The sequence below is a fragment of the Gordonia alkaliphila genome, from assembly GCF_023017165.1.
GTDB classification, from domain to species: domain Bacteria; phylum Actinomycetota; class Actinomycetes; order Mycobacteriales; family Mycobacteriaceae; genus Gordonia; species Gordonia alkaliphila.
The window spans coordinates 1561085-1584856 of the sequence record NZ_JALKBW010000001.1 but is presented as its reverse complement, the minus strand read 5'-3'; the positions used below and the strand labels follow the sequence as shown (position 1 = coordinate 1584856).

General features: G+C 69.7%; 23 protein-coding genes, 1 tRNA gene and 1 other RNA gene. 7 read left to right on the top strand and 18 right to left on the bottom strand.

What is annotated here, in order from left to right:
• Window positions 1–56 precede the first annotated feature (56 nt).
• Window positions 57–1331 (top strand): MurT ligase domain-containing protein, encoded by a 1275-nt coding sequence (locus MUG78_RS07080; protein WP_246993542.1) that lies wholly within the window; start codon window positions 57–59, stop codon window positions 1329–1331.
• Window positions 1328–2041, top strand: a complete 714-nt coding sequence (locus MUG78_RS07075; RefSeq protein ID WP_246993540.1) for a type 1 glutamine amidotransferase — start codon at window positions 1328–1330, stop codon at window positions 2039–2041. The genes MUG78_RS07080 and MUG78_RS07075 overlap by 4 nt, the downstream gene beginning before the upstream one ends.
• A 101-nt stretch (window positions 2042–2142) precedes the next feature.
• On the opposite strand, the gene MUG78_RS18270 is transcribed toward MUG78_RS07075, so the two are convergent.
• The 8 genes from MUG78_RS18270 to MUG78_RS07035 all read right to left on the bottom strand — a co-directional run bounded on the left by MUG78_RS18270 (window position 2143) and on the right by MUG78_RS07035 (window position 7110).
• Window positions 2143–3240, bottom strand: a complete 1098-nt coding sequence (locus tag MUG78_RS18270) for an LppP/LprE family lipoprotein (RefSeq protein WP_246993538.1) — start codon at window positions 3238–3240, stop codon at window positions 2143–2145.
• A 127-nt stretch (window positions 3241–3367) separates the two neighbouring features.
• A complete protein-coding gene (locus MUG78_RS07065; protein WP_246993536.1) occupies window positions 3368–3931 on the bottom strand; it encodes a uridine kinase family protein in 564 nt (187 codons plus the stop codon).
• Window positions 3932–3960: 29 nt separating this feature from the next.
• A complete protein-coding gene (gene recR / locus MUG78_RS07060) occupies window positions 3961–4572 on the bottom strand; it encodes a recombination mediator RecR (RefSeq protein ID WP_246993534.1) in 612 nt (203 codons plus the stop codon).
• A 38-nt stretch (window positions 4573–4610) separates the two neighbouring features.
• Complete coding sequence (locus MUG78_RS07055; protein ID WP_246993532.1) at window positions 4611–4961, bottom strand: YbaB/EbfC family nucleoid-associated protein; 351 nt, start codon at window positions 4959–4961, stop codon at window positions 4611–4613.
• Between the two features lie 56 nt (window positions 4962–5017).
• Window positions 5018–5368, bottom strand: a complete 351-nt coding sequence (locus tag MUG78_RS07050; protein WP_246993530.1) for a YbaB/EbfC family nucleoid-associated protein — start codon at window positions 5366–5368, stop codon at window positions 5018–5020.
• A gap of 14 nt (window positions 5369–5382) precedes the next feature.
• A complete protein-coding gene (locus MUG78_RS07045; protein ID WP_246993529.1) occupies window positions 5383–5712 on the bottom strand; it encodes a hypothetical protein in 330 nt (109 codons plus the stop codon).
• Between the two features lie 14 nt (window positions 5713–5726).
• A complete protein-coding gene (locus tag MUG78_RS07040; protein ID WP_246993527.1) occupies window positions 5727–6635 on the bottom strand; it encodes a pseudouridine synthase in 909 nt (302 codons plus the stop codon).
• A 37-nt stretch (window positions 6636–6672) separates the two neighbouring features.
• Entirely contained in the window at window positions 6673–7110 is a 438-nt protein-coding gene (locus tag MUG78_RS07035; protein ID WP_246993525.1) for an SRPBCC family protein, read from the bottom strand.
• A gap of 106 nt (window positions 7111–7216) precedes the next feature.
• Between MUG78_RS07035 and MUG78_RS07030 the strand changes: the two genes are divergently transcribed.
• Together MUG78_RS07030 and MUG78_RS07025 are read left to right on the top strand one after the other, a co-directional pair.
• A complete protein-coding gene (locus tag MUG78_RS07030; protein WP_246993523.1) occupies window positions 7217–8650 on the top strand; it encodes an FAD-binding oxidoreductase in 1434 nt (477 codons plus the stop codon).
• On the top strand, window positions 8647–9915 hold the full coding sequence (locus tag MUG78_RS07025) for a class I SAM-dependent methyltransferase (RefSeq protein WP_246993521.1): 1269 nt from the start codon (window positions 8647–8649) through the stop codon (window positions 9913–9915). The genes MUG78_RS07030 and MUG78_RS07025 overlap by 4 nt, the downstream gene beginning before the upstream one ends.
• Window positions 9916–9942: 27 nt before the next feature.
• Here the strand turns inward: MUG78_RS07025 and MUG78_RS07020 are convergent, their stop codons facing one another.
• The 5 genes from MUG78_RS07020 to ffs all read right to left on the bottom strand — a co-directional run bounded on the left by MUG78_RS07020 (window position 9943) and on the right by ffs (window position 15808).
• Window positions 9943–10419 (bottom strand): hypothetical protein, encoded by a 477-nt coding sequence (locus tag MUG78_RS07020; RefSeq protein WP_246993519.1) that lies wholly within the window; start codon window positions 10417–10419, stop codon window positions 9943–9945.
• Between the two features lies 1 nt (window position 10420).
• Window positions 10421–13081, bottom strand: a complete 2661-nt coding sequence (locus MUG78_RS07015) for a DNA polymerase III subunit gamma and tau (protein ID WP_246993517.1) — start codon at window positions 13079–13081, stop codon at window positions 10421–10423.
• Between the two features lie 10 nt (window positions 13082–13091).
• Window positions 13092–14369, bottom strand: a complete 1278-nt coding sequence (locus MUG78_RS07010; protein WP_246993515.1) for a glycosyltransferase 87 family protein — start codon at window positions 14367–14369, stop codon at window positions 13092–13094.
• A gap of 12 nt (window positions 14370–14381) precedes the next feature.
• Window positions 14382–15665: an aspartate aminotransferase type Ic gene (locus tag MUG78_RS07005; RefSeq protein ID WP_246993513.1), complete on the bottom strand. Its 1284-nt coding sequence runs from the start codon at window positions 15663–15665 to the stop codon at window positions 14382–14384.
• A gap of 46 nt (window positions 15666–15711) precedes the next feature.
• Window positions 15712–15808: signal recognition particle sRNA small type (gene ffs / locus MUG78_RS07000), an RNA gene on the bottom strand.
• A 61-nt stretch (window positions 15809–15869) separates the two neighbouring features.
• On the opposite strand from ffs, the gene MUG78_RS06995 reads away from it, so the two are divergent.
• A tRNA-Ser gene (locus MUG78_RS06995) sits at window positions 15870–15958 on the top strand.
• A gap of 365 nt (window positions 15959–16323) precedes the next feature.
• Here MUG78_RS06995 and MUG78_RS06990 read toward each other — a convergent pair.
• Window positions 16324–17535: an AI-2E family transporter gene (locus MUG78_RS06990; protein WP_246993511.1), complete on the bottom strand. Its 1212-nt coding sequence runs from the start codon at window positions 17533–17535 to the stop codon at window positions 16324–16326.
• Window positions 17536–17621: 86 nt separating this feature from the next.
• On the bottom strand, window positions 17622–18707 hold the full coding sequence (locus MUG78_RS06985; RefSeq protein ID WP_246993509.1) for an HtaA domain-containing protein: 1086 nt from the start codon (window positions 18705–18707) through the stop codon (window positions 17622–17624).
• 140 nt (window positions 18708–18847) lie between these two features.
• Between MUG78_RS06985 and MUG78_RS06980 the strand changes: the two genes are divergently transcribed.
• A complete protein-coding gene (locus tag MUG78_RS06980) occupies window positions 18848–19234 on the top strand; it encodes a VOC family protein (RefSeq protein WP_246993507.1) in 387 nt (128 codons plus the stop codon).
• Window positions 19207–20025: a helix-turn-helix domain-containing protein gene (locus MUG78_RS06975; protein ID WP_246993505.1), complete on the top strand. Its 819-nt coding sequence runs from the start codon at window positions 19207–19209 to the stop codon at window positions 20023–20025. The genes MUG78_RS06980 and MUG78_RS06975 overlap by 28 nt, the downstream gene beginning before the upstream one ends.
• 4 nt (window positions 20026–20029) lie before the next feature.
• On the opposite strand, the gene MUG78_RS06970 is transcribed toward MUG78_RS06975, so the two are convergent.
• Genes MUG78_RS06970 through gnd form a run of 3 tightly spaced genes read right to left on the bottom strand, consistent with a single transcriptional unit; the run spans window position 20030 to window position 23657 of the window.
• Complete coding sequence (locus tag MUG78_RS06970) at window positions 20030–21088, bottom strand: DNA polymerase domain-containing protein (RefSeq protein WP_246993503.1); 1059 nt, start codon at window positions 21086–21088, stop codon at window positions 20030–20032.
• Between the two features lies 1 nt (window position 21089).
• The gene (locus tag MUG78_RS06965; protein ID WP_246993501.1) at window positions 21090–22142 is read right to left on the bottom strand and encodes an ATP-dependent DNA ligase; all 1053 of its coding nucleotides are present in this window, start codon (window positions 22140–22142) and stop codon (window positions 21090–21092) included.
• A 60-nt stretch (window positions 22143–22202) separates the two neighbouring features.
• On the bottom strand, window positions 22203–23657 hold the full coding sequence (gnd, locus tag MUG78_RS06960; RefSeq protein WP_246993499.1) for an NADP-dependent phosphogluconate dehydrogenase: 1455 nt from the start codon (window positions 23655–23657) through the stop codon (window positions 22203–22205).
• Window positions 23658–23772: the final 115 nt, after the last annotated feature.

Genomic DNA, 23772 nt, shown 5'->3' with positions numbered 1-23772 from the left:
CGGTCCGGGGCGGCTGCCGACAGCACCGCCGGACCCCGGGCCCTAGACTTCTGCGTATGCGCCTGCCACTTCGCACCCGGGCCGCCCTCGCCGCGGCCGCCTCCGCACGCTGGGCTTCGCGCGCCGCCGGCCGCGGCAAGGGCTCGATGATCGGCGGCCTCGTCGCCGAGAAGATCGACCCGCAGATCATGTCCCGCCTCGCCGCAGGCAAGCGCACGATGCTGATCACCGGCACCAACGGGAAGTCGACCACCACGCGCATGGCCGCGGCCGCGCTCACCGATCTCGGCGACGTGGCGACGCAGCCCGACGGCGCCAACATGGATGCCGGGATCATCGCCACCCTGTCCCTGGCCCGGACCGCCCCGATCGCTGCACTCGAAGTGGACGAGCTGCACGTCCCGCACGTCAGTGACGCCACCGATCCGCAGGTGCTGATCCTGCTGAACCTCTCTCGCGACCAGCTCGATCGGGTCGGTGAGATCAACGCCATCGAACGCCGCCTGCGCACAGGTATCGACCGCCATCCGAAGACCGTCGTCGTGGCCAACTGCGACGACGTTCTGGTGACCTCCGCGGCGTTCAACGCGCCCTCCGTGATCTGGGTGGCCGCCGGCGCCGGCTGGGTGGGCGACTCGGTGAGCTGCCCGCGCACCGGCGAACCGATCGTGCGTCGCGGCGACGACTGGTACTCCACCGGGGACGCCGAGTTCCGCAGGCCCGCTCCGGACTGGTGGTACGACGACGAGAACCTCTACGGTCCCAACGGTTTTCAGGCGCCGATGACCCTGGCGGTGCCGGGCCGTGCGAATCGCGGCAACGCCGCCCAAGCGGTCGCCGCCGCCGTCGCGATGGGCGCAGATCCGGCCGCCGCGACCGCTGCCGTCGGCACCGTCGGCGAGGTGGCCGGTCGCTACGGCTCCGTACAGCTGGGGCAGCACCGGGTCCGCACCCTGCTCGCCAAGAATCCGGCCGGCTGGCAGGAGGCGCTGTCGATGATCGACACCGAGGCCGACTCCCTGGTGATCGCCGTCAACGGGCAGGTTCCCGACGGCGAAGACCTGTCGTGGCTGTGGGACGTCCGCTTCGAAGCCTTCGAGACCATGAAGGTCATCGCCTCCGGCGAACGGGCCGCCGACCTGAGCGTGCGGCTGCTCTACGCGGGCGCCGAGCACGTGGTGATCGACGATCCGTTCAAGGCCATCGCCTCCTGCCCGCCGGGCCGGGTGGAAGTGCTCGCCAACTACACGGCCTTCCGCGACCTCGGCGTCGCCCTGGAACGCGCCGGTGCCACGCCCCTCCCGTCCACCCCGGCAAAGGACGACAGATGAGTGAATCCACCCTGCGCATCGGCCTGGTGCTGCCCGACGTGATGGGCACCTACGGCGACGGCGGCAACGCACTGGTGCTCCGGCAACGCGCCCGGATGCGTGGCATCGAGGCCGAGATCGTTCAGATCACCCTCGACGACGACGTCCCCGACTCGCTGGACGTGTACACCCTCGGCGGTGCCGAGGACTTTGCGCAGCGGCTGGCCACGCGCCATCTGACCAAGCACGCGGGCATGCAGCGCGCCGCCGCGGCCGGTCGTCCGGTGCTCGCCATCTGTGCGGCGATCCAGGTGCTGGGCCACTGGTACGAGACCGCCGCGGGCGAACGCGTCGACGGCGTCGGGCTCTTCGACGCCACCACGTCCCCGATGGCCGAGCGCGCCATCGGCGAGCTGGTCACCGCCCCGCTGGTCGACGGCCTCACCCAGCCGCTGACCGGCTTCGAGAACCACCGCGGCGCAACATCTTTGGGCGCCGATGCACGTCCGCTCGGCACCGTACGCCACGGCACCGGCAATGCTCTCGGCGGCGGCGTCGAGGGCGTCGTGCAGGGCAGCGTTCTCGGCACCTACATGCACGGTCCGCTCTTGGCCCGGAACCCCGAGTTGGCCGACTACCTCCTGGCACAGGCGACCGGCGCCCCCCTTGCACCGCTGGAACTGCCCGAGGTGGACCGGCTGCGCCGCGAACGCCTCGCCGCCGCCCGCTGATTTTCCCGGTCACTGACATATAGCGGGTCACCTTGGTCATATTGACCACGGTGGCCCGCTATATGACGGTGAACTCGCGACGGCCGCCCATCGGCGCGGTCTCAGGCCGGTTCTTCGCCGGTCATGACCACTTTGTCGGCCGCCTGATCCCAGTGGAATTGAGCCGTCGACCGACCGGTGGCACCGGCGGTGGTCTCGCCTGGCCGCTTCCAGGTCCACACCACGTCGATCGTCGAATCGTCGACGCGCGTCACCTTCGGCGCGAAGCCGTGTGCGCGTTCGGTCGCGGTTCCGATGTACTCACCGTTGTGAAACAGCATGAGCTGGAACGGCGACGACGCTGTCGGGCCCTCGATCGGCAGTACGATCCACGACAGCGCCAGACACGAGTCGTAGTTCTCGACGCTCGCATGACGGGGGTCCCACGCCCAGCCTCGGAACCTCGGGACCTTCGCGACGTTCGCAGCCACCGCCTGCTCCCCCGTCATCGAGCTGCACTTGTGGGCGCCGGTCGACGACGCGGGGGCGGCGGTGAACAGTTCGGTGCGCTCCCGCGCCATGAATGCCCCGGCACCCGAGGTGCTGTCCCAGCAGGTCAGACCTACCTCGGCCGAGTGACACACGTATTGCCCGTAGTACACGGTCTGGCCGTAGCCGACCACTTGCGGAGTAAGTCGATCGTCGGCCCCATACGCCCCGACAGCCCAGGGCGGAACATCGCTACCGTGGTACGACATGTCTGCGACGCCGCCTTTGATGGTGATGGTGTCGATAGCGCCGCCCTGCCGGTCGAGCCCGTACGGCTTGTCCTTGTTGTAGCTGGACACCCGGCACTGCAAGCCGGTGCTCTCGATCCCGCAGCCGATGTTTCCGGACGGGACCTTGAACACGGCCACCGGCGACCCGTATCGCGGCTTCTTGATGGTGCTGATCTGAGTGGCCCCGGACGGGACCGGACCGCCGGCCTCAGCCGGCGCACCGGGTACGGGCCCAGCCGGCGCGGGGTCCTCGTTCGCACTCGGCGACCCGGCTGCCGCCGGGGTATCGTCGCCGGTCGACGAGGTCGACGGTGCCGCTGTTTTCGCTTCGTCGGAATCGACGCTACGGACAACCAGGAACGCCACCACCGCGACGACGACGGTGAGAACCCCGGCGATCGCCAGCAGCACGTTGGTGCTCAGCAGTGCTTTCGATTTCACGGTGCACCACCGCACACCGATCGATTTCGGAACATATGCCCCAAACTTCCCCCTCAGAATCTCGCAACAGCTTACGGGAGCAAACGAGCGGGCACCCGCCGGTACGGGCTTCAAGCGGGTTCTCGTGCTACCGGAGCACCAGGTCGCAGCGATCGCGCGTCCCGTCGACGGCGAACCAGCCCTCTTCGAAGCGCTGCCACGCAGCGAGCAGCGGTCGGGACTCCTCGCCGTCGCGGCCGACCGCGCGGGACAGCCGGGCGGCGCTGTCGGGACCGTCGATCCAGAAGGCGCGGTCGAGCCGATCGGCGATGGCCGAGCGGGCCGCGGTGACGCCTTCCACGATCAGCAGCGGCGCCCAGCGGACCAGTTGCACCGGTCCCAGACGCGGCACGCCGTCGATCCAGACGCGCGGACGGTAGGCGACGTCATGGTTGCGGCGGAAGGGTGCGATGACGTCGCGTTCCAGCTCGGGCCACCACGAGGCGGGGTCGTCCCAGGTGGCGTAGTCGTCGGTGCGGATCAGGACCGCGGGACGACCGCGGTCGGCGAGGCCGGCGACCAGAGCGTCTGCGAAGGTGCTCTTGCCGGCACCCGACGGGCCGTCGATCGCGACGATACCGCTGGCCACATCGCCGGTGTCGGCGATCCGGTGCGCGGCGGCGACCAGGTCACTCGTCCCGCCGTCAGCCATGGGTACGACTCTTCGACACGGGCTTCAGGCTACGCGAGGATACGGCGCCCGGACAGTGCCCGGCCGAGCGTGAGCTCGTCGGCGAACTCCAGGTCGCTGCCCATCGGCAGCCCGGAGGCCAGGCGGGTCATCGACAGCCCCGGGAAGTCCTTGAGCATGCGCAGCAGATAGGTCGCCGTCGCCTCGCCCTCGGTGTTCGGGTCGGTCGCGATGATGATCTCGCTGACGTCGACGCCGTCGGGCTGGTTGGCCAGTCGCTGCAGGAGTTCGCGGATCCGCAACTGGTCGGGACCGATGCCCGACAGCGGATCCAGGGCGCCGCCGAGCACGTGGTAGCGGCCGTCGAACTCCTTGGTCCGCTCGATCGCGTAGATGTCCTTCGGCTCTTCGACGACACAGATCTTGGTCGCGTCCCGCCGTGCGTCACTGCAGATGCGGCAGAGTCGCGCGGCGGCGATGTTGCCGCACTCGGCGCAGAAGGCGACGTTGTCGCGGACCTCGCCGAGCGCGGCGACCAGCCGGTCGATCTCGCTCTTGTCGCCGGCCAGCAGCGCGAACGCGATGCGCTGGGCGCCCTTCGGCCCCAGCCCGGGCAGTTTCGCCAGCTGGTCGATCAGTACCTGGATCGGCCCCTCGTACATCAGGCCCCTTCAACAGTGGTGGTTCAGCCGGTGGCGCTTCAGCCCAGGCCGGGCATGCCGCCGGCCAGCGGGCCGAGCATCTCCGACGACAGCGCGTCCCGCTTCGTCGCGAGGTCGGCGAGCGCACCGAGGAGCAGGTCCTGCAGGGTCTCGACGTCTTCCGGGTCGACCACCTCGGGCGAGATGTTCACCCCGGTCACGTCGCCGGTGCCGTTACCGGTCACCGTGACCAGGCCGTTTCCAGCCTGTCCGGTCACGACCGCGGCCGCGATCTCCTGCTGTGCGGCCAACAGCTTGGCCTGCATCTCCTGTGCCTGGGCGAGCAGGCCTGCCATCGGGTTCTCGCCGCCGCCACCGAGGAGGGCGCTGGGATCGAATGCGTCAGTCACGCCCTCCAGAGTAGTCGCTGGGACCGACGACGGTCCGCGCGCCGAGCCGACGCGTGTCAGCCGAGGTCGATGAGGCCGTCCGGGGTCCGCGGGACGGACCCGTCGCCGCCGAAGCCGAAGTCCGGCTCGGCGAAACCGCTGGAGTGCCCGGTCATCTTCTGCTCCACCAGCCCGGCCCGACGCTGCGCGAGGTCGGCGAGCGCGTCGACGATGTGGTTCTGCAGGCCGTCGAGGTCGTCGCGATCGAGCGCGGGATCGATGCGGACGGCGGCGACGTTGCCGACGCCGTCGCCGATCACGGTGACCTCCCCGCCGCTGCTGCGGCCGGTCAGTTCGGCGGACATGATCTCCTGCTGCACGGCGACGAGTCGTTCCTGCAGCTGCTGGGGGTCGAAGGCCTCGGTCATGCTGCCAGGTTAGGTCAGCCGAGAATCCGGGTGAGCTGCGCCGCCAGTTCGTCGACGGTCTGACCGGCGGCGGCTTCCACCTCGAACGACAGCACGTCGTCGGCGAACAGCGCCGTGGCCCGGCGGTTGAGCGCGAACTCGAAGCGGTCCTCGACGCGCCGCCACTGCGTCACCCCGCCGTAGACCGGGGCACTCGCCCCGGTGGTGACACAGTGCTCGTCCGGGCGGCGCCCACCCGGCAGGTCTCGCTGGATCTGGAAGCAGGCGTCGGACTCGGAGTCCAGGAACACCACGGCCTCGCAGCCCAAGTCCGGGTGGTGCTCGTAGGAACCGATGATCGCCATGTCCGCCACCGTAGTCAGCGCCGGTCGGAGGTGAAGTGCCGCTGCGCGCCGGTGATCGGATCGACGAACCGGAGCGACGACGCGATCAGGTGGAGTGGCCGTGAGAAGTCGCCGCGCTCGGGCGCCGAAGCCAGCTCCGGATCGACGTCGGGGTAGAGCGGGTCGCCGAGGATCGGCACGCCCAGACCCGCCATGTGCAGGCGCAACTGGTGAGTGCGGCCGGTGTGCGGGAGCAGGCGGTACTCGCCCAAACCGTCGTCGCGCACACGCAGCAGAGTGATCTCGCTGATCGCGTTCACCGGGCCGTCGACCACTCGCGCACGCAGGTCACCGGAGGTCTTCTCGATGCGATTCTCGATGCGCACGCCCTCGGCCAGCTCCGGCCGCGAAGCCGCGGCGAGGGCGCGATACTCCTTGTGCACCAGGCGATCTGCGAACAGGGACTGGTACGCGGCGCGCTCGGTGGGCTTGCGCGTGAAGAGCAGCACCCCGGCGGTGAGCCGGTCCAGACGGTGCGCGGGCGCGAGGTGATCCTCGCCCAGCAGTCGACGCAGGCGCACCAGCGCCGTCTGCGTCACGTGCTGCCCGCGCGGCATCGTCGCGAGGAAATGCGGCTTGTCCACCACCAGCAGGGACCGGTCCTGATGGAGGATCGGCAGGTCGAAGGGCACGTCGAACTCGGCGGGCAGACCGCGGTACAGGTAGATCGGCGTGGCGCGCAGGACCGGGCCGGCCAGGTCGACGGGGGCGCCGTCGAGGTCGACCACCTCACCGGCGGTGGCCTGGGCGCGCAGTTCGTCGAGCGACAGCCCGGCGAGCGTGGGCGTCGCCAGCAGTGCCTCGGCGACGGTGGGCGTGCGGCCGGGCCACAGGTCCGGCCGCAGCACCACGCGCGTCGCATCCACTCCGTTGCGCGGCGGCAACGGTTTGGTACGGCGGCGCCCTCGTCGGCTCAGCGGTTCAGCTTTCCAAATGGCGCTTGAGGTTTCCGAGCAGCTCGGCCTGAATCCGGGCCAGGCCCTTGGGCGCGAAGGTCCGCTCGAAGACGCCGCCGATGCCGGTGGCGCCCTTCCAGCTGGTGGTGGTCTCCAGGCGGGTGCCTGCGCCGGCGGGGCGGACCCGGTAAACGGTGACCAGCGTCGAGTTACGGTCGGTCTCGGTGACCGTGTCGGTGCTGACGGTGACGTCGGCGAGGACATCGCGCGAACGCTTCTCGGTGGCCTGCAGGATCCAGTGCACCACGGTGCCCGCGCCGGTTCCGCCGGCGTCGACGCGGTAGTCGCGGTAGTTCGCGGGGAGGACCTCGGGGCGCACCGACTGGTAGTCGGACACCGCGGCAAGCACCTGCTCGGTGGTGGCGGCGATGTCGATGGAAGAGGTGGCAGAAACCTGGCCCACGGCGGAAACTCCTTGTGCCGCACCCGAAAATGCGACTTAGCAGGGGAATGACCCGATTAGTACCGGGTCGACTCCAGGGTACCGAGCCGCGCGCTACGGTGGTCGGGTGACTTCTGCGCGACTCGAGTACGGCACTGCGGCATTCGACCGGGGAGTGAAACGCCTGCTGACGAGCTACCGCGCGATCCCGGACGGGGCGGGCGTCCGCCTGGCGAAGAAGACGTCGAACCTGTTCCGCAAACGCGCCGAGACCTCGGCGCCCGGCCTCGACGTCTCCGGCTTGCAGCGCGTGATCTCGGTGGATCCCGTCACCCGCACGGCGCAGGTGGCCGGGATGACCACCTACGAGGATCTGGTGGCCGCGACGCTGCCGTACGGGCTGGCCCCGAAGGTGGTTCCGCAGCTCAAGACCATCACCCTCGGCGGCGCGGTGACCGGCCTGGGCATCGAGAGCACGTCGTTCCGCAACGGACTCCCCCACGAGTCGGTGCGCGAGATGGAAATCCTCAGTGCCACAGGCGATCTCGTCGTCGCACGGCCGGACAACGAACATGCCGACCTGTTCTACGGCTTCCCCAACTCGTACGGCACCCTCGGCTATTCGGTGCGCCTGGAAATCGACCTGGAACCGGTCCCGCCCTACGTGGAACTGCGGCACGTGCGATTCCGGTCGATCGAGGACCTGCAGGCCGCGATGATCACCATCGTCGACTCGCACGACTACCGCGGCGAACGTGTCGACTACCTCGACGGCGTCGTCTTCGCCCGGGACGAGTGTTACCTGGTGCTGGGGCGGCAGACCGACGAACCCGGACCGGTGAGCGACTACACCGACGACCAGATCTTCTACCGGTCCATCCAGCACGACGACGTCGACGAGCCCAAACGGGACCGTCTCACCATCAGCGACTACCTCTGGCGCTGGGACACCGACTGGTTCTGGTGCTCGCGCGCGTTCGGCGCCCAGAACCCGCGGATCCGCCGGTTCTGGCCCAAGCGCTACCTGCGTTCGAGCTTCTACTGGAAGCTCATCGGCTACGACCACCGCTGGAACATCGGCGACAAGCTCAACGCACGCAAGGGCGAGCCGCCCAGCGAACGCGTGGTGCAGGACATCGAAGTCCCCATCGAACGCACCGCCGACTTCATCAACTGGTTCCTCGACGAGATCCCGATCGAACCGGTGTGGCTGTGCCCGTTGAAGCTGGCCTTCGACGACGAGGCGCCGGCCGCAGAGGCCGTCACCGATCCGGACCAGCCGTGGTCGCTGTACCCGCTGCAACGGGGGCACGCCTACACCAACGTCGGATTCTGGTCGGGTGTGCCGGTGACGCCCGGCGAGCCCGGATACGCCAACCGCCGCATCGAGCTCAAGGTCAGCGAGTTGGGCGGCCACAAATCTCTCTACTCCGAGTCGTTCTACCCGGAGGAGGAGTTCGATCGACTGTACGGCTCAACGGCCTACCGAACGCTCAAGGACAAGTACGATCCCCGCGGACGGCTGCTGAGTCTCTACGAGAAAGCAGTGAAGCGCGCATGAACCTGGCACAGATCTTCTCCACTCTCCTCGGCAAGGATTTGGCGATCCGGTTCACCGCCTACGACGGTTCCAGCGCGGGACCGGAGGACGCGGAGTACGGCCTCGACCTGCTGACCCCGCGAGGTACCACCTACCTGGTGACCGCGCCCGGCGAGCTCGGTCTGGCCCGCGCCTACGTGTCGGGCGACCTCGCCCTCATCGGCAGTCACCCCGGCGACCCCTACGGGGCGTTGCAGGCGCTGGCCGGCGACCTGAAGTTCAGCAAGCCGAGTGCGGTGCAGCTGGCTGCGATCGCGAAGTCGTTGGGCCGGGAGCATTTCAAGCTCATCCCGCCGCCGCAGCAGGAGGCGTTGCCACGGTGGCGCCGCATCGCCGAAGGGCTGCGCCACAGCCGCGGGCGGGACGCCGACGCCATCGGTTACCACTACGACGTCTCCAACGATTTCTACGAGATGGTGCTCGGCCCGGCCATGACCTACACGTGCGCGGTCTACGGCGACCGCGACGCCACCCTGGAGGAGGCGCAGGAGAACAAGTACCGGCTGATCTTCGAGAAGCTGGCGCTCCAGCCCGGCGATCGGCTGCTCGACATCGGCTGCGGTTGGGGCGGCATGGTGCGGTACGCCGCACGACGCGGTGTGCACGCCCTGGGTGTCACCTTGTCGACCGAGCAGGCGCAGTGGGCGCAGCAGACCATCGTCGAACAGGGCCTCGGCGAATACGCCGAGGTGCGCCACAGCGACTACCGGGACGTGGCCGAAGGCGGCTTCGACGCGGTCAGTTCGATCGGTTTGACCGAGCACATCGGCGTCGCGAACTACCCGTCGTACTTCGAGTTCATGCGCGACAAACTGCGTCCGGGCGGGCTGCTGCTGAACCATTGCATCACGCGGCCGGTCAACAGTGCGCGCAGCAAAGCGGGTCCGTTCATCGACCGCTACGTGTTCCCGGACGGTGAGCTGACCGGGGTGGGCACCATCATCACCGCGGCGCAGAACATCGGCGGCCTGGAAGTGCTGCACGAGGAGAACTTCCGCGAGCACTACGCCATGACGCTGCGCGACTGGAACAAGAACCTGATGGAGAACTGGGACGCCGCCGTCGCTGAAGTGGGCGAAGGCACGGCCCGCCAGTGGGGCCTGTACATGGCCGGCTGCCGGATGGGTTTTGAGATGGAGATGGTGGAACTGCACCACGTGCTCGCCGTCAAGACCGACGACGACAGCCGCCCGAACACCCCGCTGCGCCCCTGGTGGACGCCCTAGTGCCCCTTGGCACTAGCGCATCGACGCCTACCGACCTTGCGGTCCCGCTGCGGCCGCACCCTGCTGATGCCGACTGATCGCGACGGCCGTGGCGACGACGCTGGCCGTCGTCAGCAGCACGATCAGCAGCCAGAAGGTCAGCGTCGACAGACCCGATCGGACCGTGAGATACCACGTGACCTCCAGGGCGAGCAGGAACGCGCCGGCGGACACCACCAGCCAGCCGACCGCCCGGTCGGCGAACTGCAGGAACGCTACGCGTTGGGCCCCGCTCCACTCCGATTCCCACAGCCGCCGCAGACGTCGCTCACGGATCCACAGCAACCCCACCGCGGCCGGCGGGACCAGCCACCACCACGCCGAGACACCGCTCGCCGCGTCGGGCTCGTCGTCGACCGGGAAGTCGTCGACGACGTCGGACAGTTCCAGCGCACCTTGATAAAGCGGTCCCGCCACCAGCAGCCAGGCACCGATGGTGCCGCACCACATGATGAACGTCTCCACGTCAGCGGCCGTTGTCGACGGGGCGGGCCCCCAGCTCGGACTTGAGGATCTCCAGGGCCACCTGATCGGGGTCCAGTCGCTCGTCGGGTGCACTGTGACGGGCGTGCGCGACCATCTCGTCGCGCTCGGCGTCGGTGAGTTCTTCGTCCGGGACCGGCTCGGCAGGTCGCGGTTCCTCGGGCTCGGGCGGAGCCTCCGGCGGCGGACCGTCGTGATCGGCGCCGCCCCGCCCACCCGCCTGCGCGGGCTGACTGGGCCGGACGAAGGTCTGCCGTTTCGGAGCCGCCGGTGCGGCCGCACGCGACGACTGCGCCGCCGGTGCCGGACCGGTCGCGTGAATCACCTGGACCGCCCAGGTGCCGCCGAAGAGTTCGGCGAAGATCTCGCCGAACATCTGCAGGCGAGCGGGGTCGGACAGTCGGCCCACCAGCGGCGGGTTGTTGTGGCCCAGCACCACGGTGCCGTCGCCGACGGCCTGCACGGTCGCCGCCGAGAGCATCGGCTCCAGAACCTTGCCCGCGGGGCGTTCGCGCACGGCCGCCCGGATGTCGTTCCAGCGCGCCGACACCGATTGCACGGTCAGCGCGGGTTCCGGCTCCGGCTCGGGTTCGGGCTCGGGTTCCGGCGTGGGCGCAGGCGCGGGCGTCGGTGCGACGGGCCGCTCGACGGTCCGGCTCGGTGCGGTGCGGCGCGGCAGCACCACGCCTTCGGGCGGAGCGTCGTAGTCGGGCTCCTCCGGCGGCGGGATGTCGTCGTAGGGGTCCGGCGAGGCGTACGACTCGGAGTACGGCTCCGGCTCCGGCGCGGGTGCCCGGCGGGATTCCGGCTCCGGCGTCGGCTCGGGCCGGGATTCCGGTGCGGGTTCACGGCGCAGTTCCGGCTCCGGCGCTCGTTGCGGCTCCGGCTCCGGCGCGGTCTCGCGGCGGAGTTCCTGCGTCGGTTCGAGTACCGGTTCGCGGCGAGGCTCGGGTGCGGGCTCGCGGAGCGGCCGCGGAGTCGGCTCCGGCGCCGATTCGGCGGGTACCGGGGACTCGGCGTGCTCGTTCGCGGCAGGGTCTACCCGCGCAGCGGTCGGGGTCGCGGCCGAGGTCGCTTCGCCGGTCGCGGGCGCACCGGCCAGCGATTCGTCGGCAGCCGGTTCAGGGGTCGGGGACTCAGCCACCGGAGGTACCGGCGGACCAGCTGCGACCGCAGGAGCAGGCGCGACATGCGCATCTTCCATCGACGGTGCCGCAGGTGATGGCGCAGGGGTCGGCGCCACAGGTGCCACCGGATCAGGCGAAACAGTAGGCGACGGTGCAGCTGCTGGAACCACGTCGACTCTCGGCGCATCGGGCGCCCCTTCCACCGATGGAGCGGCCGGTGCCGCGTCGACCGCGGCTTCGGCGCGTCGCTGGGACGGTCGGACGAAGCGCGACGGCGGCTCGTCCGCCGCGGGCGGCGGCGGTCCGGGCGCGAGCGGGGCCGCACCACTCGCCGCGGGCGCGGCGACGGCGGCCGCACCGGCGGCGGCGGGTCGTCGTTCCAGGGTCTCCAGTCGCTGCAGCAGCGCGGCGTCGTCGGCGCTGGCCGCGGGGAGCAGCAGGCGGGCGCACATCACTTCGAGGAGCAGGCGCGGCGAGGTGGTGCCGCGCATCTCGCCGAGGGCCGCGTGGGCCACTTCGGCGTACCGGGTGAGCGTGGCCATGCCGAGGAACTCGGTGACCGAACGCATCCGCGTGACCTGGTCGGCGGGCGCTTCGACGAGTCCGCGTTCGGCGGCGTCGGGCACCGCCTGCAACAGCAGGAGGTCGCGGAAGCGGTCGAGGAGGTCGATCGCGAAGCGACGGGGGTCGTGTCCGGCATCCACCACGCGTTCCACCACGCCGAACAGTGCCGAGCCGTCGCCGGCGGCGAGTGCATCCACGGCGCCGTCGATCAGCGCCACGTCGGTCACGCCGAGGAGGCTGAGGGCGCGGTCGTAGGTGACGCCGTCCGGTCCGGCGCCGGCGAGCAGCTGGTCCAGGATCGACAGCGAGTCACGCGGGGATCCGCCACCGGCCCGAATGACCAGCGGGAACACCTCGGGTGCCACCACTGCGCCCTCGCGGGAGCAGATGCTCTCGAGCAGGCCGCGCATCACCGGCGGCGCGAGCAGCCGGAACGGGTAGTGGTGCGTACGCGAGCGGATGGTGGTGAGGACCTTCTCCGGCTCGGTGGTCGCGAAGATGAAGATGAGGTGCTCGGGCGGCTCTTCGACGATCTTCAACAGCGCGTTGAAGCCCGCCGACGAGACCATGTGCGCCTCGTCGATGATGAAGACGCGGTAGCGCGATTCGGCGGGCGCGTAGAAGGCACGATCACGCAGTTCGCGGGTGTCGTCGACGCCACCGTGGCTGGCCGCGTCGAGCTCCACCACGTCGAGGTTGCCCGGACCGCCCGGTCCCAGTGCCACACACGACGCGCACTGTCCACACGGCGTCGAGGTCGGTCCCTGCTCGCAGTTGAGCGAGCGGGCCAGGATACGCGCCGACGACGTCTTGCCGCAGCCGCGCGGGCCGGAGAAGAGGTAGGCGTGGTTGATGCGGCCGCTGTCGAGGGCACGACTCAACGGATCGGTGACGTGCTCCTGGCCGACGACCTCGGCGAATGTCGCGGGTCGGTAGGTGCGATAGAGAGCCACGCGAGCAACCCTACCGGCGACCGGTGACAGCGTCTGCGGGCGGCGTCGATCGGCCCACACCGAAGCCGTAGACGACGATCACGGCCACCGCGGTGACCACCAGAATCACGTTGTAGGGCTGCACGGTGAAGAACCGGTACCAGTGGCCGACACCCTTGAAGAACATGCCGGTCAGGTAGGCCTCGTCGACCGCCCGATTCACATACCAGATCGGATGGTCCAGGTGATGGCGCCAGGCGATCGAGATCGCGAAACCGCCGCCCGCGGCGGCGGCCACCAGACCGCGGCCCAGAACGCCGGGGAGCGTGAGGACCAGGTGGATCGCCACGATCAGCAGCGGCAGCAGCCACACCCAGTGGTGCCCCCAGGAGACCGGGGAGACCGCGCAGGAGGTCATGCCGACCAGTGACAGCGCCAGCAGTTCCGAACCGTGCCGGTGGGCGAGCACGGCGGCGCCGAGGCCGAGGAGCGCCACGACGGCCGACAGCGCCAGCCACGCGAGCGTGCTCGGGTGATCGGTGTGGCCCAGATTGGCCAGCGCGCCGCGGATGGACTGATTGCCCGCGGTCTGCGGGGACGCCACGCGATCGGAGTCGAAGAGCGTGTCGGTCCAGTAGGCCCAGGAGGCACGCGGCATGATCGCGAACCCGACGACGATGGTGGCCGCGAACGCGCCGACCAGGGTCGCCGCGGCCCGCCACTGGCGGATCGCCACCAAGTAGACCGCGAACAGCAGCGGAGTCAGTTTGATGCCGGCCGCGAGGCCGGTGCCGGCGCCGCGCAGCACGGAGTCGGGCCCGCGGAGCAGATCCCACAGGATCAGGAGCAGGAGGAAGACGTTGATCTGGCCGAACCAGATGGTGGTGCGGATCGGTTCCAGCAGCGTCGAGATGACGACGAGGAAGATCGCGATCAGATGCAGACGCCACGTGACCTGGTGGCCCAGGCTGCGGAAGCCCAGGATGATCACGCCGTAGAGGGCCACCAGGACGCCGACGCTCCACAGCACGTGCGCGAATCCGGTGGACAGCAGCGCGAGCGGAATGAAGAACGGGATGGAGATCGGCGCGTAGGTGAAGTCCATCTGGCCGAGCAGTTTGACCCGGTAGAGGTCGTCGCCGTCGAGCACCGCCTGCGCACCGGCGCGGTAGACGTCGAGGTCGAATTGGTAGTCGAACAGCCCCCAGTGCGGCTGCGTCAGCGGGATGATCGTGTGCTGCGCCCACACGGCGAGCGCTGCGAGGACGCCGAAGACGATCAGCAGCGGCGTCGACCGTTCGAGTTTCACTCCGTCACCCGATCAGGCGAGGTCGAGCAGCTTCTCCGTCGCTGCCAGGAGCGCGCACGTCGCGACACCGTCCATTGCGGTGGCGAGTTCGTCGATCGGCGGGAAGGTCGGGGCCAGCCGGATGTTCCGATCGTGCGGGTCGTTCTTGTACGGGAAGGTGGCGCCGGCGCCGGTCAGCGCGATGCCGGCCTGCTTGGCGAGCGACACGGTACGCGCGGCGGTGCCGTCGATCACGTCGAGGCTGATGAAGTAACCGCCCTCGGGCTCGGTCCAGTGCGCGATCTTCGACGCGCCGAGGCGGTCTTCGAGGATCTGCAGGACCAGTTCGAACTTGGGCGCGATCAGTGCGCGATGGCGGGCCATGTGGGCGCGCACCCCGTCGGCGTCGCCGAAGAACTGCAGGTGACGAAGCTGGTTGAGCTTGTCGGGACCGATCGTGGCGATCGACGCGTGGCCGGTGTACCAGTCGAGGTTCTCCGGCGACGAGCCGAAGAAGGCGACGCCGCCGCCGGCGAAGGTGATCTTGCTGGTGGAACCGAAGACGTACACGCGGTTGGGGTGTCCGGCTTCGGCGGCGAGGTCGAGGATCGGGAGCGGCGTCGGCGTCTCCTCGACCAGCGTGTGCACCGCGTACGCGTTGTCCCAGTAGATCCGGAAGTCGGGGGCGGCGGTCGGCATGGCGACAAGCGCGCGCGCCACCTCCTCGCTCACCGAGTAGCCGGTCGGGTTGGAGTAGGTGGGGACCACCCACATGCCCTTTATCGACGGGTCGTCGGCCACCAGTTCGGCGCAGGCCTCGACGTCAGGACCGTCCGGGTTCATCGGGACGGTGATCATCTCGATGCCGTACTGCTCGGTGATCGCGAAGTGGCGGTCGTAGCCGGGCGCCGGGCAGAGGAACTTGATCGGGCTGTCGTGCTTGGACCACGGCTGCTCGGAGTCGGGGGTGCCGCCGAGCAGGGCGAAGACGGTGAGGTCGTGCATGATCTGCAGGCTGGCGTTGTTCTGGGCGACGATCCGGTCGGCGCCGGTGCCGAGCAGTTCGCCGAAGATCTCGCGCAGGGCGGGCAGACCGGCCACACCGCCGTAGTTGCGGCAGTCGGTGCCGTCGGGGCTGGTGTGATTACCGACGCCGGGCAGCGCGAGGAGCTCTTCGGAGAGATCCAGCTGATCGGGGGCGGGCTTACCGCGAGTGAGATTCAGCGACAGTCCGGCGGCACAGAGCGCCTCGTAGCGCTTCTGCAGGTCGGCCTGGGTGTCGCGAAGCTGGTCGGCACTCATCGAGTGGAAGTTCAACGCCGGAACCCTTCAAAAAACCAGGCAGAGTGTGTGTCCGCTAAAAAGTAAGCGGACCCCGCGCACCCGAGAGAGCCCGTTGACCCTTGCTGCCTTCCGGCCCTGGGGGAGTTCACAGGATGCACGCCGCGCGGGATCCGTGGACCAGTGTAGCGGGCCTCGTTTTGAGTTCATACCCGGCCACCCGTTACGATCATCACCGCTGGAGGATTCGCCTAGTGGCCTATGGCGCTCGCCTGGAACGCGGGTTGGGTTAATAGCCCTCAGGGGTTCGAATCCCCTATCCTCCGCCATGCAGATTGCCCCCGCCCGAAGAATGAGGGTGGGGGCAATCTGCATCTACGGGCAGAGCGATTCGAGGAGGAGCGAAGCGACGGAGTCCCTATCCTCCGCCCTCGCCTCACCCCCCTCAGCCGCACCCGTCGCCCCAAAAACCCCACCACCGGCACGTCCCCGAAGCCCTTCCCAGCCAAGTCGCGACCCTGCTCTCGCCTCGCTCCCCGAGCCCGCGCGCGCGACCCGTAAACAGGGTCGCGACACGCCGATGGACTGTGTGGCATGTTGCACTCGACGGCGAACTCGCACGTCGCGACCCTAATCCGCCTCGCTCCGCGTGCGACCCGCAATCGGGTCGCGACACGCGCGCCGAGCTGCGGGGTTAGGCGGGGGTCGGGAGCGGGGGTTCGGGTCGGGGGACGGTCGACGGCGAGCGCCAGCCGCGGAGGATCACGCGGCGCACCCAGGCGGTGAGGCGGCTGTCCTTGCGCGGTTCGTCGTACTCGGTCTTGCCCGGGCGCCACCGCAGCGCGGTGTCGAGGAAGGCCACGAACGGGACGGCCAGTAGGCCGCCGATGATGCCGGCCAGCATCAGACCCATGCCGATGGCGAGGATGATCGCGACCGGGTGCAGGCGGACCGAGTGCCCGAGCACGAACGGCTGCAGGATGTGCCCCTCGAAGGCCATCACGAACACCAGGATGCCCAGCACGATCAGCGCGTTGAGCCAGCCCTGCGTGGTCAGCGCGACGAGCACGGCCAGGGTGCCCGCGGCAAACGAGCCGACGATCGGGATGAACGCACCGAGGAAGATCACCGCCACCAGTGGGAGGACGAGCGGCACCTTCAGAATCGCGAGCGCGATGCCGATGATCACGGCGTCGACGGCCGCGACGATGACGGTGGCGCGGACGTACGACTCCAGCGTCGTGAAGCCGGCGGCCGTGGCGCCGCGCACGTGGTCGCGGTTGGCCGACGGGACCAGCCGGGTGACGCAGCCCCAGATACGAGGGCCGTCGTACAGGAAGAAGATCAGCAGGAAGATGGTCAGCAGCACGCCGGTGCCGATCCGGCCCACGAACTCGAGGGTGCTGACCGCACTGACCGCGAGGCTGCTCTCGTGCGACTGCGCCCAGTGCACCATTTCTCCGGCCAGTGCGCTGAGCCGGGCGTCGTCGAAGTGCAGCGGGCTGGCGAGTAGCCAGTTCCGCACGTCGTCGACGGTCTTGGTGAACTCGGAGACCAGTTCGGGGCCGCCGGAGACGGCCTGCTGCACCACGAACGCCAGCAGTCCGAGGACGGCGAGCAGGGTCAGCAGCACCCAGCCGAGCACCGCCACCAGCCGGGGCACGCCCTTGCGCACCGACCACTCGACCAGCGGGCGCAGCATGGCGGTGAACAGCAGCGCCAGAGTGATCGGGAAGGTGACGTCCTCGTAGCGCTTGAACAGCCAGCCCAAGACCACCACGCCGACACCGATCAGCAGCAGGCGCCAGGTCCAGGCGGCGGCCGCCCGGACCGCGGGCGTCACCTTGGCGTCGTCCGCGCCGCGAAGGCCGATCGACGGCTGCGGAGATTCGGGCTCAATGGTCACGTTGCCGAGCTTATCCACCTGCGCCGACGAGACCGCCCCGACACCGCGGAGCGGTATCGGGGCGGCACGAATCGGCGCTCAGCGGGTCAGAACAGGATGCTGACCGGCGATGCGGCCCCCAGCGACAGGCCGGCGAGCAGCGTCGGGGTGATGCCGCCGCGGAAGGCCGCCGGAATACCGACGACGTCCTGGCTGTCGGCGAGGCGAGCGAGCTGGGCGCGCGTCAGCGTCAGATCCGCGATGTCGACGCGACGCAGCACGTCGACGCCGTTCTGATCAGTGGTCGACGTTTTCATGCTGAGCACGGCCTTGGTGCCGTCGACCCGGATGATCGGGTCCACCAGCGCGATCTCGTACAGGTGGAACTTCGTGTAGGCGACGACGGTGCCGCGGTAGCGGAGTTCACCCTTGCCGTTGCGCACGGTGTTGGACTCAAGCTCGTACGACAGCGTGCCGTCCTTGGCCGCGGCCGCGCCGTTGCTACCGGCCACCGCGCCCTGCGTGGACTCGACGAAGGTGGAGTAGAAGTTCGGCGAGTACGCCCACACCAGGTTCTTCACCGCGGGCTGCGGCGTGTTCGGGCCCGGCTCGGTGGAGTAGTTGATCGGGACGAAACGCTCCTGCGCCGCGTTCACCGCGTCGGCGCCGCCGAAGGTGTAAATGCCCCAGCGCCCGTCGGCCGGTGCATCCTTGGGGGTGGTGAGCTTGATCTTCGCGGTGAAGGTGCCGTCGCGGTGCAGCGGCACCGAGCCCACGCGCACCGTGCGGCGCATATCGAAGGGCACATTGGGCACCTGGTTCAGCGCAGCGTCGGAGATGGCCCACTTGGTCTGCGTGCGGTCCGTGGTGCGCGCCGACTCGGGCGCCCCCTTCGACGGGCGCCAGTTCTGGTCGAACGACCCGAAGGTGACGAAGGTGCCGTGCGGGACGCCGGGCGGCACCGGGACCGGGAGGCCGCCGGTGGTGTTGGCGTTCGGGTCGTAGCCGCGCCCCTTGACCACGACGGTGTCGCCGGGGTGCAGCTGCGTCTGGCCCACCGGGGTGACGCCGTCGGCGAGATAGACATCGATGGCGGCCGACGGCGCCGCCTGCGCGGGCGATGCCCACACGAGACCGGCCAGAGCGGTGCACATCGCGAGCAGACTGATGAGCGCAGAACGAACGAACTTCATTAGCTGAGCCTAACCGACCTTTCTCCCCGCCAAACAGGGACCTAAGGCCCACCACACCGAGATCTCGGCCACCGTCAGAAGCATCGGATCGTGCCGATTCGTTCAATACCCACTACCCGCCCGCGGAGCAGACTCGAGACATGGACACCACAGCACTCGACCGCAACATCTGGCCCGGACTCGCCTACGACGACCCGCTCGCCGCCCGCGCCTGGCTCACCCGCCTCGGCTTCGAACCGGGGATCCTGGTGGAGGGCGACGGCGATCGCCAGGTGCAGCACTCGGAGATGCGCTGGCCCGAGGGCGGGCGCGTCATGATCCACTCTGCGGCGCCCGACTTTCCGTCGGTAGCGGGCAGCGGCAATGTCTACGTGGTGGTGTCCGACCCGGATGCCGTCTACGCCGCGGCCCGCGAACTCGGCGCACCCCTGGTCCGAGACCTCAAAGACGAGGACTATGGATCACGAGGATTCACCGTCACCGACCCCGAGGGCAACGCATGGAGCTTCGGCACCTACGTCGGCTGAGCGGTACGACGATCACGCCGTACCGGATCCTCGGCGCGGCCCCGGGCACCCACCTGGGGCTGCCGTCCCCCACCGTCACCCTCATCGTCGACTTGGGCCGCGGCCTGACCTTGAGCACCGACACCGAGGCGCCGCGCACGTTCGACGTGGCCGTCGGCGGCATGCATCCGCGACCGGTGGTGATCCATCACGACGGCAGCCAGGTCGGGGTGCAGTTGGCCCTGCCACCGCACGCGGTCCGCGCCCTGCTCGGCGTCCGCGCCGGGGACGTGTACTCGGCGAATCTGCCGCTCGAGGCGCTCCGGCCCGGACTGGCCCGCCGCTTGCACGACGGCCTCGGTGCGCTGGCCGACCTCCCCTCCGACGCGGTCGACGACGACTCGGCTGTCGCGCAGCGCCGGGTCACCGTCGCTCTGCTGGCGGACGCACTGTCCGGCCCGCACCCGGACGTCCCCGTCGATCCGGACGCCGAACACGTCTGGGCCCGGCTCGCGGCCACCCGCGGCCGGGTGACCGTGGCGCAGCTCGTCGAGGAATCCGGCTGGTCGGCGCGCAAACTGACGGCGTCGTTCCACGCCGAGTATGGCCTCGGTATCAAGGCGGCGGCACGGCTGTTCCGTTTCGACCACGCGCTGGCCGCGCTGTCGGCCGGGGTTCCCCTCGCAGAGACGGCGGCTGCCTGCGGGTACGCCGATCAGGCCCACCTGAGCCGCGAGTTCACCGCGCACAGCGGCCTGCCGCCGCGGGCACTGCTGCGACGCCGGGCCGCCGAGTTCGCCGACGCCGCTTGACCGACTATTCGATCCGGTTGCCCTGTTCGTCCCAGTGCTCGGCGACCTTCTTGCTGGGCTGCACACGCGGCGGCTCGCCCGGCATCTTCGGGTAGCTGGGCGGGTACGGCAGGTCGCCGAGGCCATCGGCGTCGTCGCGCGCCACCATCTCCAGCAGCGGCTCCAACCCGACCCGGGCCCGCGTCATCTCCGACCACGGATCGCCGCGCCGTTCCAGCAGATCGGGGACGGTGGCGATGGTGAAGTGGTCCGGTTCGGCCGTCACCAGCTCGTCCCAGGTCAGCGGGGTGGAGACCCGCGCGTTGGGGCTCTTGCGCACCGAATAGGGCGACGCCATGCTGCGGTCGCGCGCATTCTGGTTGAAGTCGATGAAGATCCGGTCGCCGCGTTCCTCTTTCCACCACGAGCTCGTGACGCGGTCCGGGGCACGACGCTCCAGCTCCCGCGCGAGGGCGATCACCGCGCGCCGGGTGGCGATGAAGTCCCAGCCCGGCTCGATCGGCACGTAGACGTGCACACCGCGACTGCCCGAGGTCTTCGGGAAGCCGGTCATGCCGAGCTCGGCGAGCAGCGGCTGCAGCAGGTCGAGCGCGACGCGGCGCGCGTCGTCGAAGGCGGTGTCCCCGAACGGATCCAGGTCCAAGCGCAGTTGGTCCGGATGGTCGTTGTCCGGCGCGATCGTGGGCCAGGTGTGGAAGGTGACCGTCCCGAGGTTGGCCGCCCACACCGCGTCGGCCGGGATCTGCGGACAGAACGCCTGCCCGGTCCGGCGCGACGGGAAGACGATGCGCGTGGACTGCACGTGCTCGGGGTGATATTTCGTCAGGTGCTTCTGGTAGATCTGGTCGCCGTCCACCCCGTCGGGGAAGCGCTGCAGATAAGTGGGCCGGTCCCGCAGCGCCGTCATCAGCGGACCGCCGACGGCCACCGTGCGGTAGTAGTCGACGAGGTCGCGCTTGCGGCCGCCGTCCGCGCCCAGCTCGGGGAAGTAGATCTTGTCCGGGTTCGAGAGCTTCACCTCGACGCCGTCGACGTCGAGCATCTCCGGGGGCGGCTTGGCCATGTCAGGCTCCTTCGAGGACGTCGTACAGGTCGTAGGTGAGCGGCACTTCGAGCTGGTCGTACGTGCACGACTCCGGGTCCCGATCGGGGCGCCACCGCAGGAACTTCACCGTGTGCCGGAAGCGCGCCTTCTCCATCTGGTCGTAGGCCACCTCCACCACCAGCTCGGGCCGGATCGGGATCCACTCCCCCGACTCCGACGACCGCCAGCGGTTCACCTCGCCCTGCGCCACCGCGTCCGGGTCGAGTCGCATGGGTTCGAAAAGCTGTTGCAGCTCAACACGTTTGGCGTCGGAGAAGGCGCTCGATCCGCCGACCATGCGGACGTTGCCGTCGTCGCCGTACAGACCCAGCAGCATGGAACCCAGGCCGGTGCCGCTCTTGTGCACGCGGTAGCCGAGGACCACGCAGTCGGCGGTGCGCTTGTGCTTGACCTTCACCATCTCGCGCTTGCCCGGCACGTAGAGTCCGGCCAGCCGCTTGGCGACGACGCCGTCCAGGCCGGCGCCTTCGAACGCGGTGAACCAGTCCTGTGCCTCCTGCGGATCGGCGGTGACGCGACTGACCTGCAGCGTCGATCCCGGCCCGCCGCCGCCGACGGCGTCGAGCAGTCCCCCGCGGCGGACCTCGAAGCCCTCGCCGGTCAGGTTGCGGTCGCCGAGTGCGAGCGCGTCGAACCCGATGAAGATCGCCGGGGTCTCCTGCGACAGCTTCGCCACCCGGGAGGCCGCCGGATGAATGCGCTGGGACAGCGAGTCCCAGTCCAGGCGGACCACGCCGTCGAAGCTCTTCGGCACGCACACCTCGCCGTCGACCACCACGCGTTCGGGCAACTCGGTGCGTGCCGCCTCGACCACTTCCGGGAAGTAGCGGGCGAGGTCCTTGCCGCCGCGCGAGGCGATCACCACCTCGTCGCCGTCGCGAAAGATCAAGCCGCGGAAGCCATCCCACTTCGGCTCGTACGACCACTCCGGCCCGCTGTCGGGCTGGGTCGGCACGGCGGCGACCGCCTTGGCCAGCATGGGGGCGACGGGCGGGTTCACCGGAAGGTCCACACCGTTCACGCTACCGCCGCGCGTCGACCCCGCGCACCGTTGTTTTCTTCAGCGCCGCGGTCAGCTGCGAACCTCGCTGCGGTCGCCCTCCCACACGATGTGGAAGTGGCCGGGCGCGTCGGTGCGCTCGTAGGTGTGCGAACCGAAGAAGTCGCGCAGCAACTGCACCAGCGCCGTCGGCAGCGAGCCGGTCATCAGCATCGCCTGGTGGTTGAGGGCGGCGGCCATCGCCGGGACCGGCACGCACGCGGCCATCGCGGCCGTGGTCACCGTGCTGAGGCTGGGCAGGCGCTCGATCAGCTCGGTGCGGAAGGGCTCCAGCGCCAGGAACGACGTCGCCCCCGGATTGTCGGCGTAGGCCTTCGACAGCGCATCGAGGAACCGCGCGCGGATGATGCAGCCGGCCCGCCAGATGCGCACCACCTGCGAGAGCTCCACGTTCCAGCCGAACTCCTCGGAGGCGACCGCCAGCAGGGCCAGACCCTGCTGGTAGGCGACCGAACGCGCAGCGAGGTAGCCGTGTTCGACGACGTCCACCGGCACGTCGACCAGCGTCGTCGACACCGCATCGGGCTGCCAGACGGCGCGTTCGGCGGTGGCCGACGACGTCGACCGCGCGAACAGCGCCTCGGCGATGACGCTGACCGAGACCCCCTGCTCAGCGGCCGCGATCACCGTCCAGGCGCCGGTGCCCTTGCCCTTCGCGTGGTCGGACACCAACTCGATGAGTTCGGCGCCGGTCTGCGGATCGTCCTGCGCCAGCACCGTCGCGGCGCTCTCCAGCAGGTAGGAGCGGCCCTCGCCGGCGTTCCACGCGGCGAAGATCTCGCCCACCTCGCGGCCGCTGCGGCCGCCGGCGCGCAGCACCGCGTACGACTCGGCGATCAGCTGCAGGTCGGCGTACTCGATGCCGTTGTGCACCATTTTGGTGAAGTGCCCGGACGCACCCGAACCGACCAGCGCGACGCACGGCTGGCCGTCGTCGGCGCGTGCCGCGATGGGCTCCAGCAGACCCTTGATGTCGGCCCAGACGCTCGGGTCGCCGCCGGCCATCATGGCCGGGCCGAGCAGCGCGCCCTGCTCGCCGCCGGAGACGCCCATGCCGATGAACCGGAGGCCGTCGGCCGCGCAGCCGGCGACCCGTCGCTGCGTGTCCGGGTAGTGCGAGTTGCCGCCGTCGATGATGATGTCGCCCTTGTCGAGCAGCGGCGTCAGGGAGGCCACGGCCGCGTCGACCGGAGCGCCCGCGGGCACCATCAGCAGAATCACGCGCGGCGACGACAGCCCGGCGACGAAGTCGGGCATGTCGGAGAAGCCGACCAGGTCCTCGCCCGGATGGGTCGCGATCAGCGTGTCGATCTTGGCCTGGTCCAGGTCGAAGACCGCCACCGAGCCCTCGACGTTCCGCGCCAGGTTCCGGGCCAGACTCGCACCCATCACCCCGGTGCCGACCACGCCGATGGGCGTGGCGCCGTCGCCTGTTTGCTGGGTCTGTCCGGTGGTGGACGAGGTCATGCCGTCTCCTGGAAGGTATCGCCGATGAGGCCTGCGGACATCGATGTCTCGATCCTAGGGGACCGCCCTCCGATGGTGACCCCACTCACCGGCCGGCGGGCGGCCGGTAGTCTCG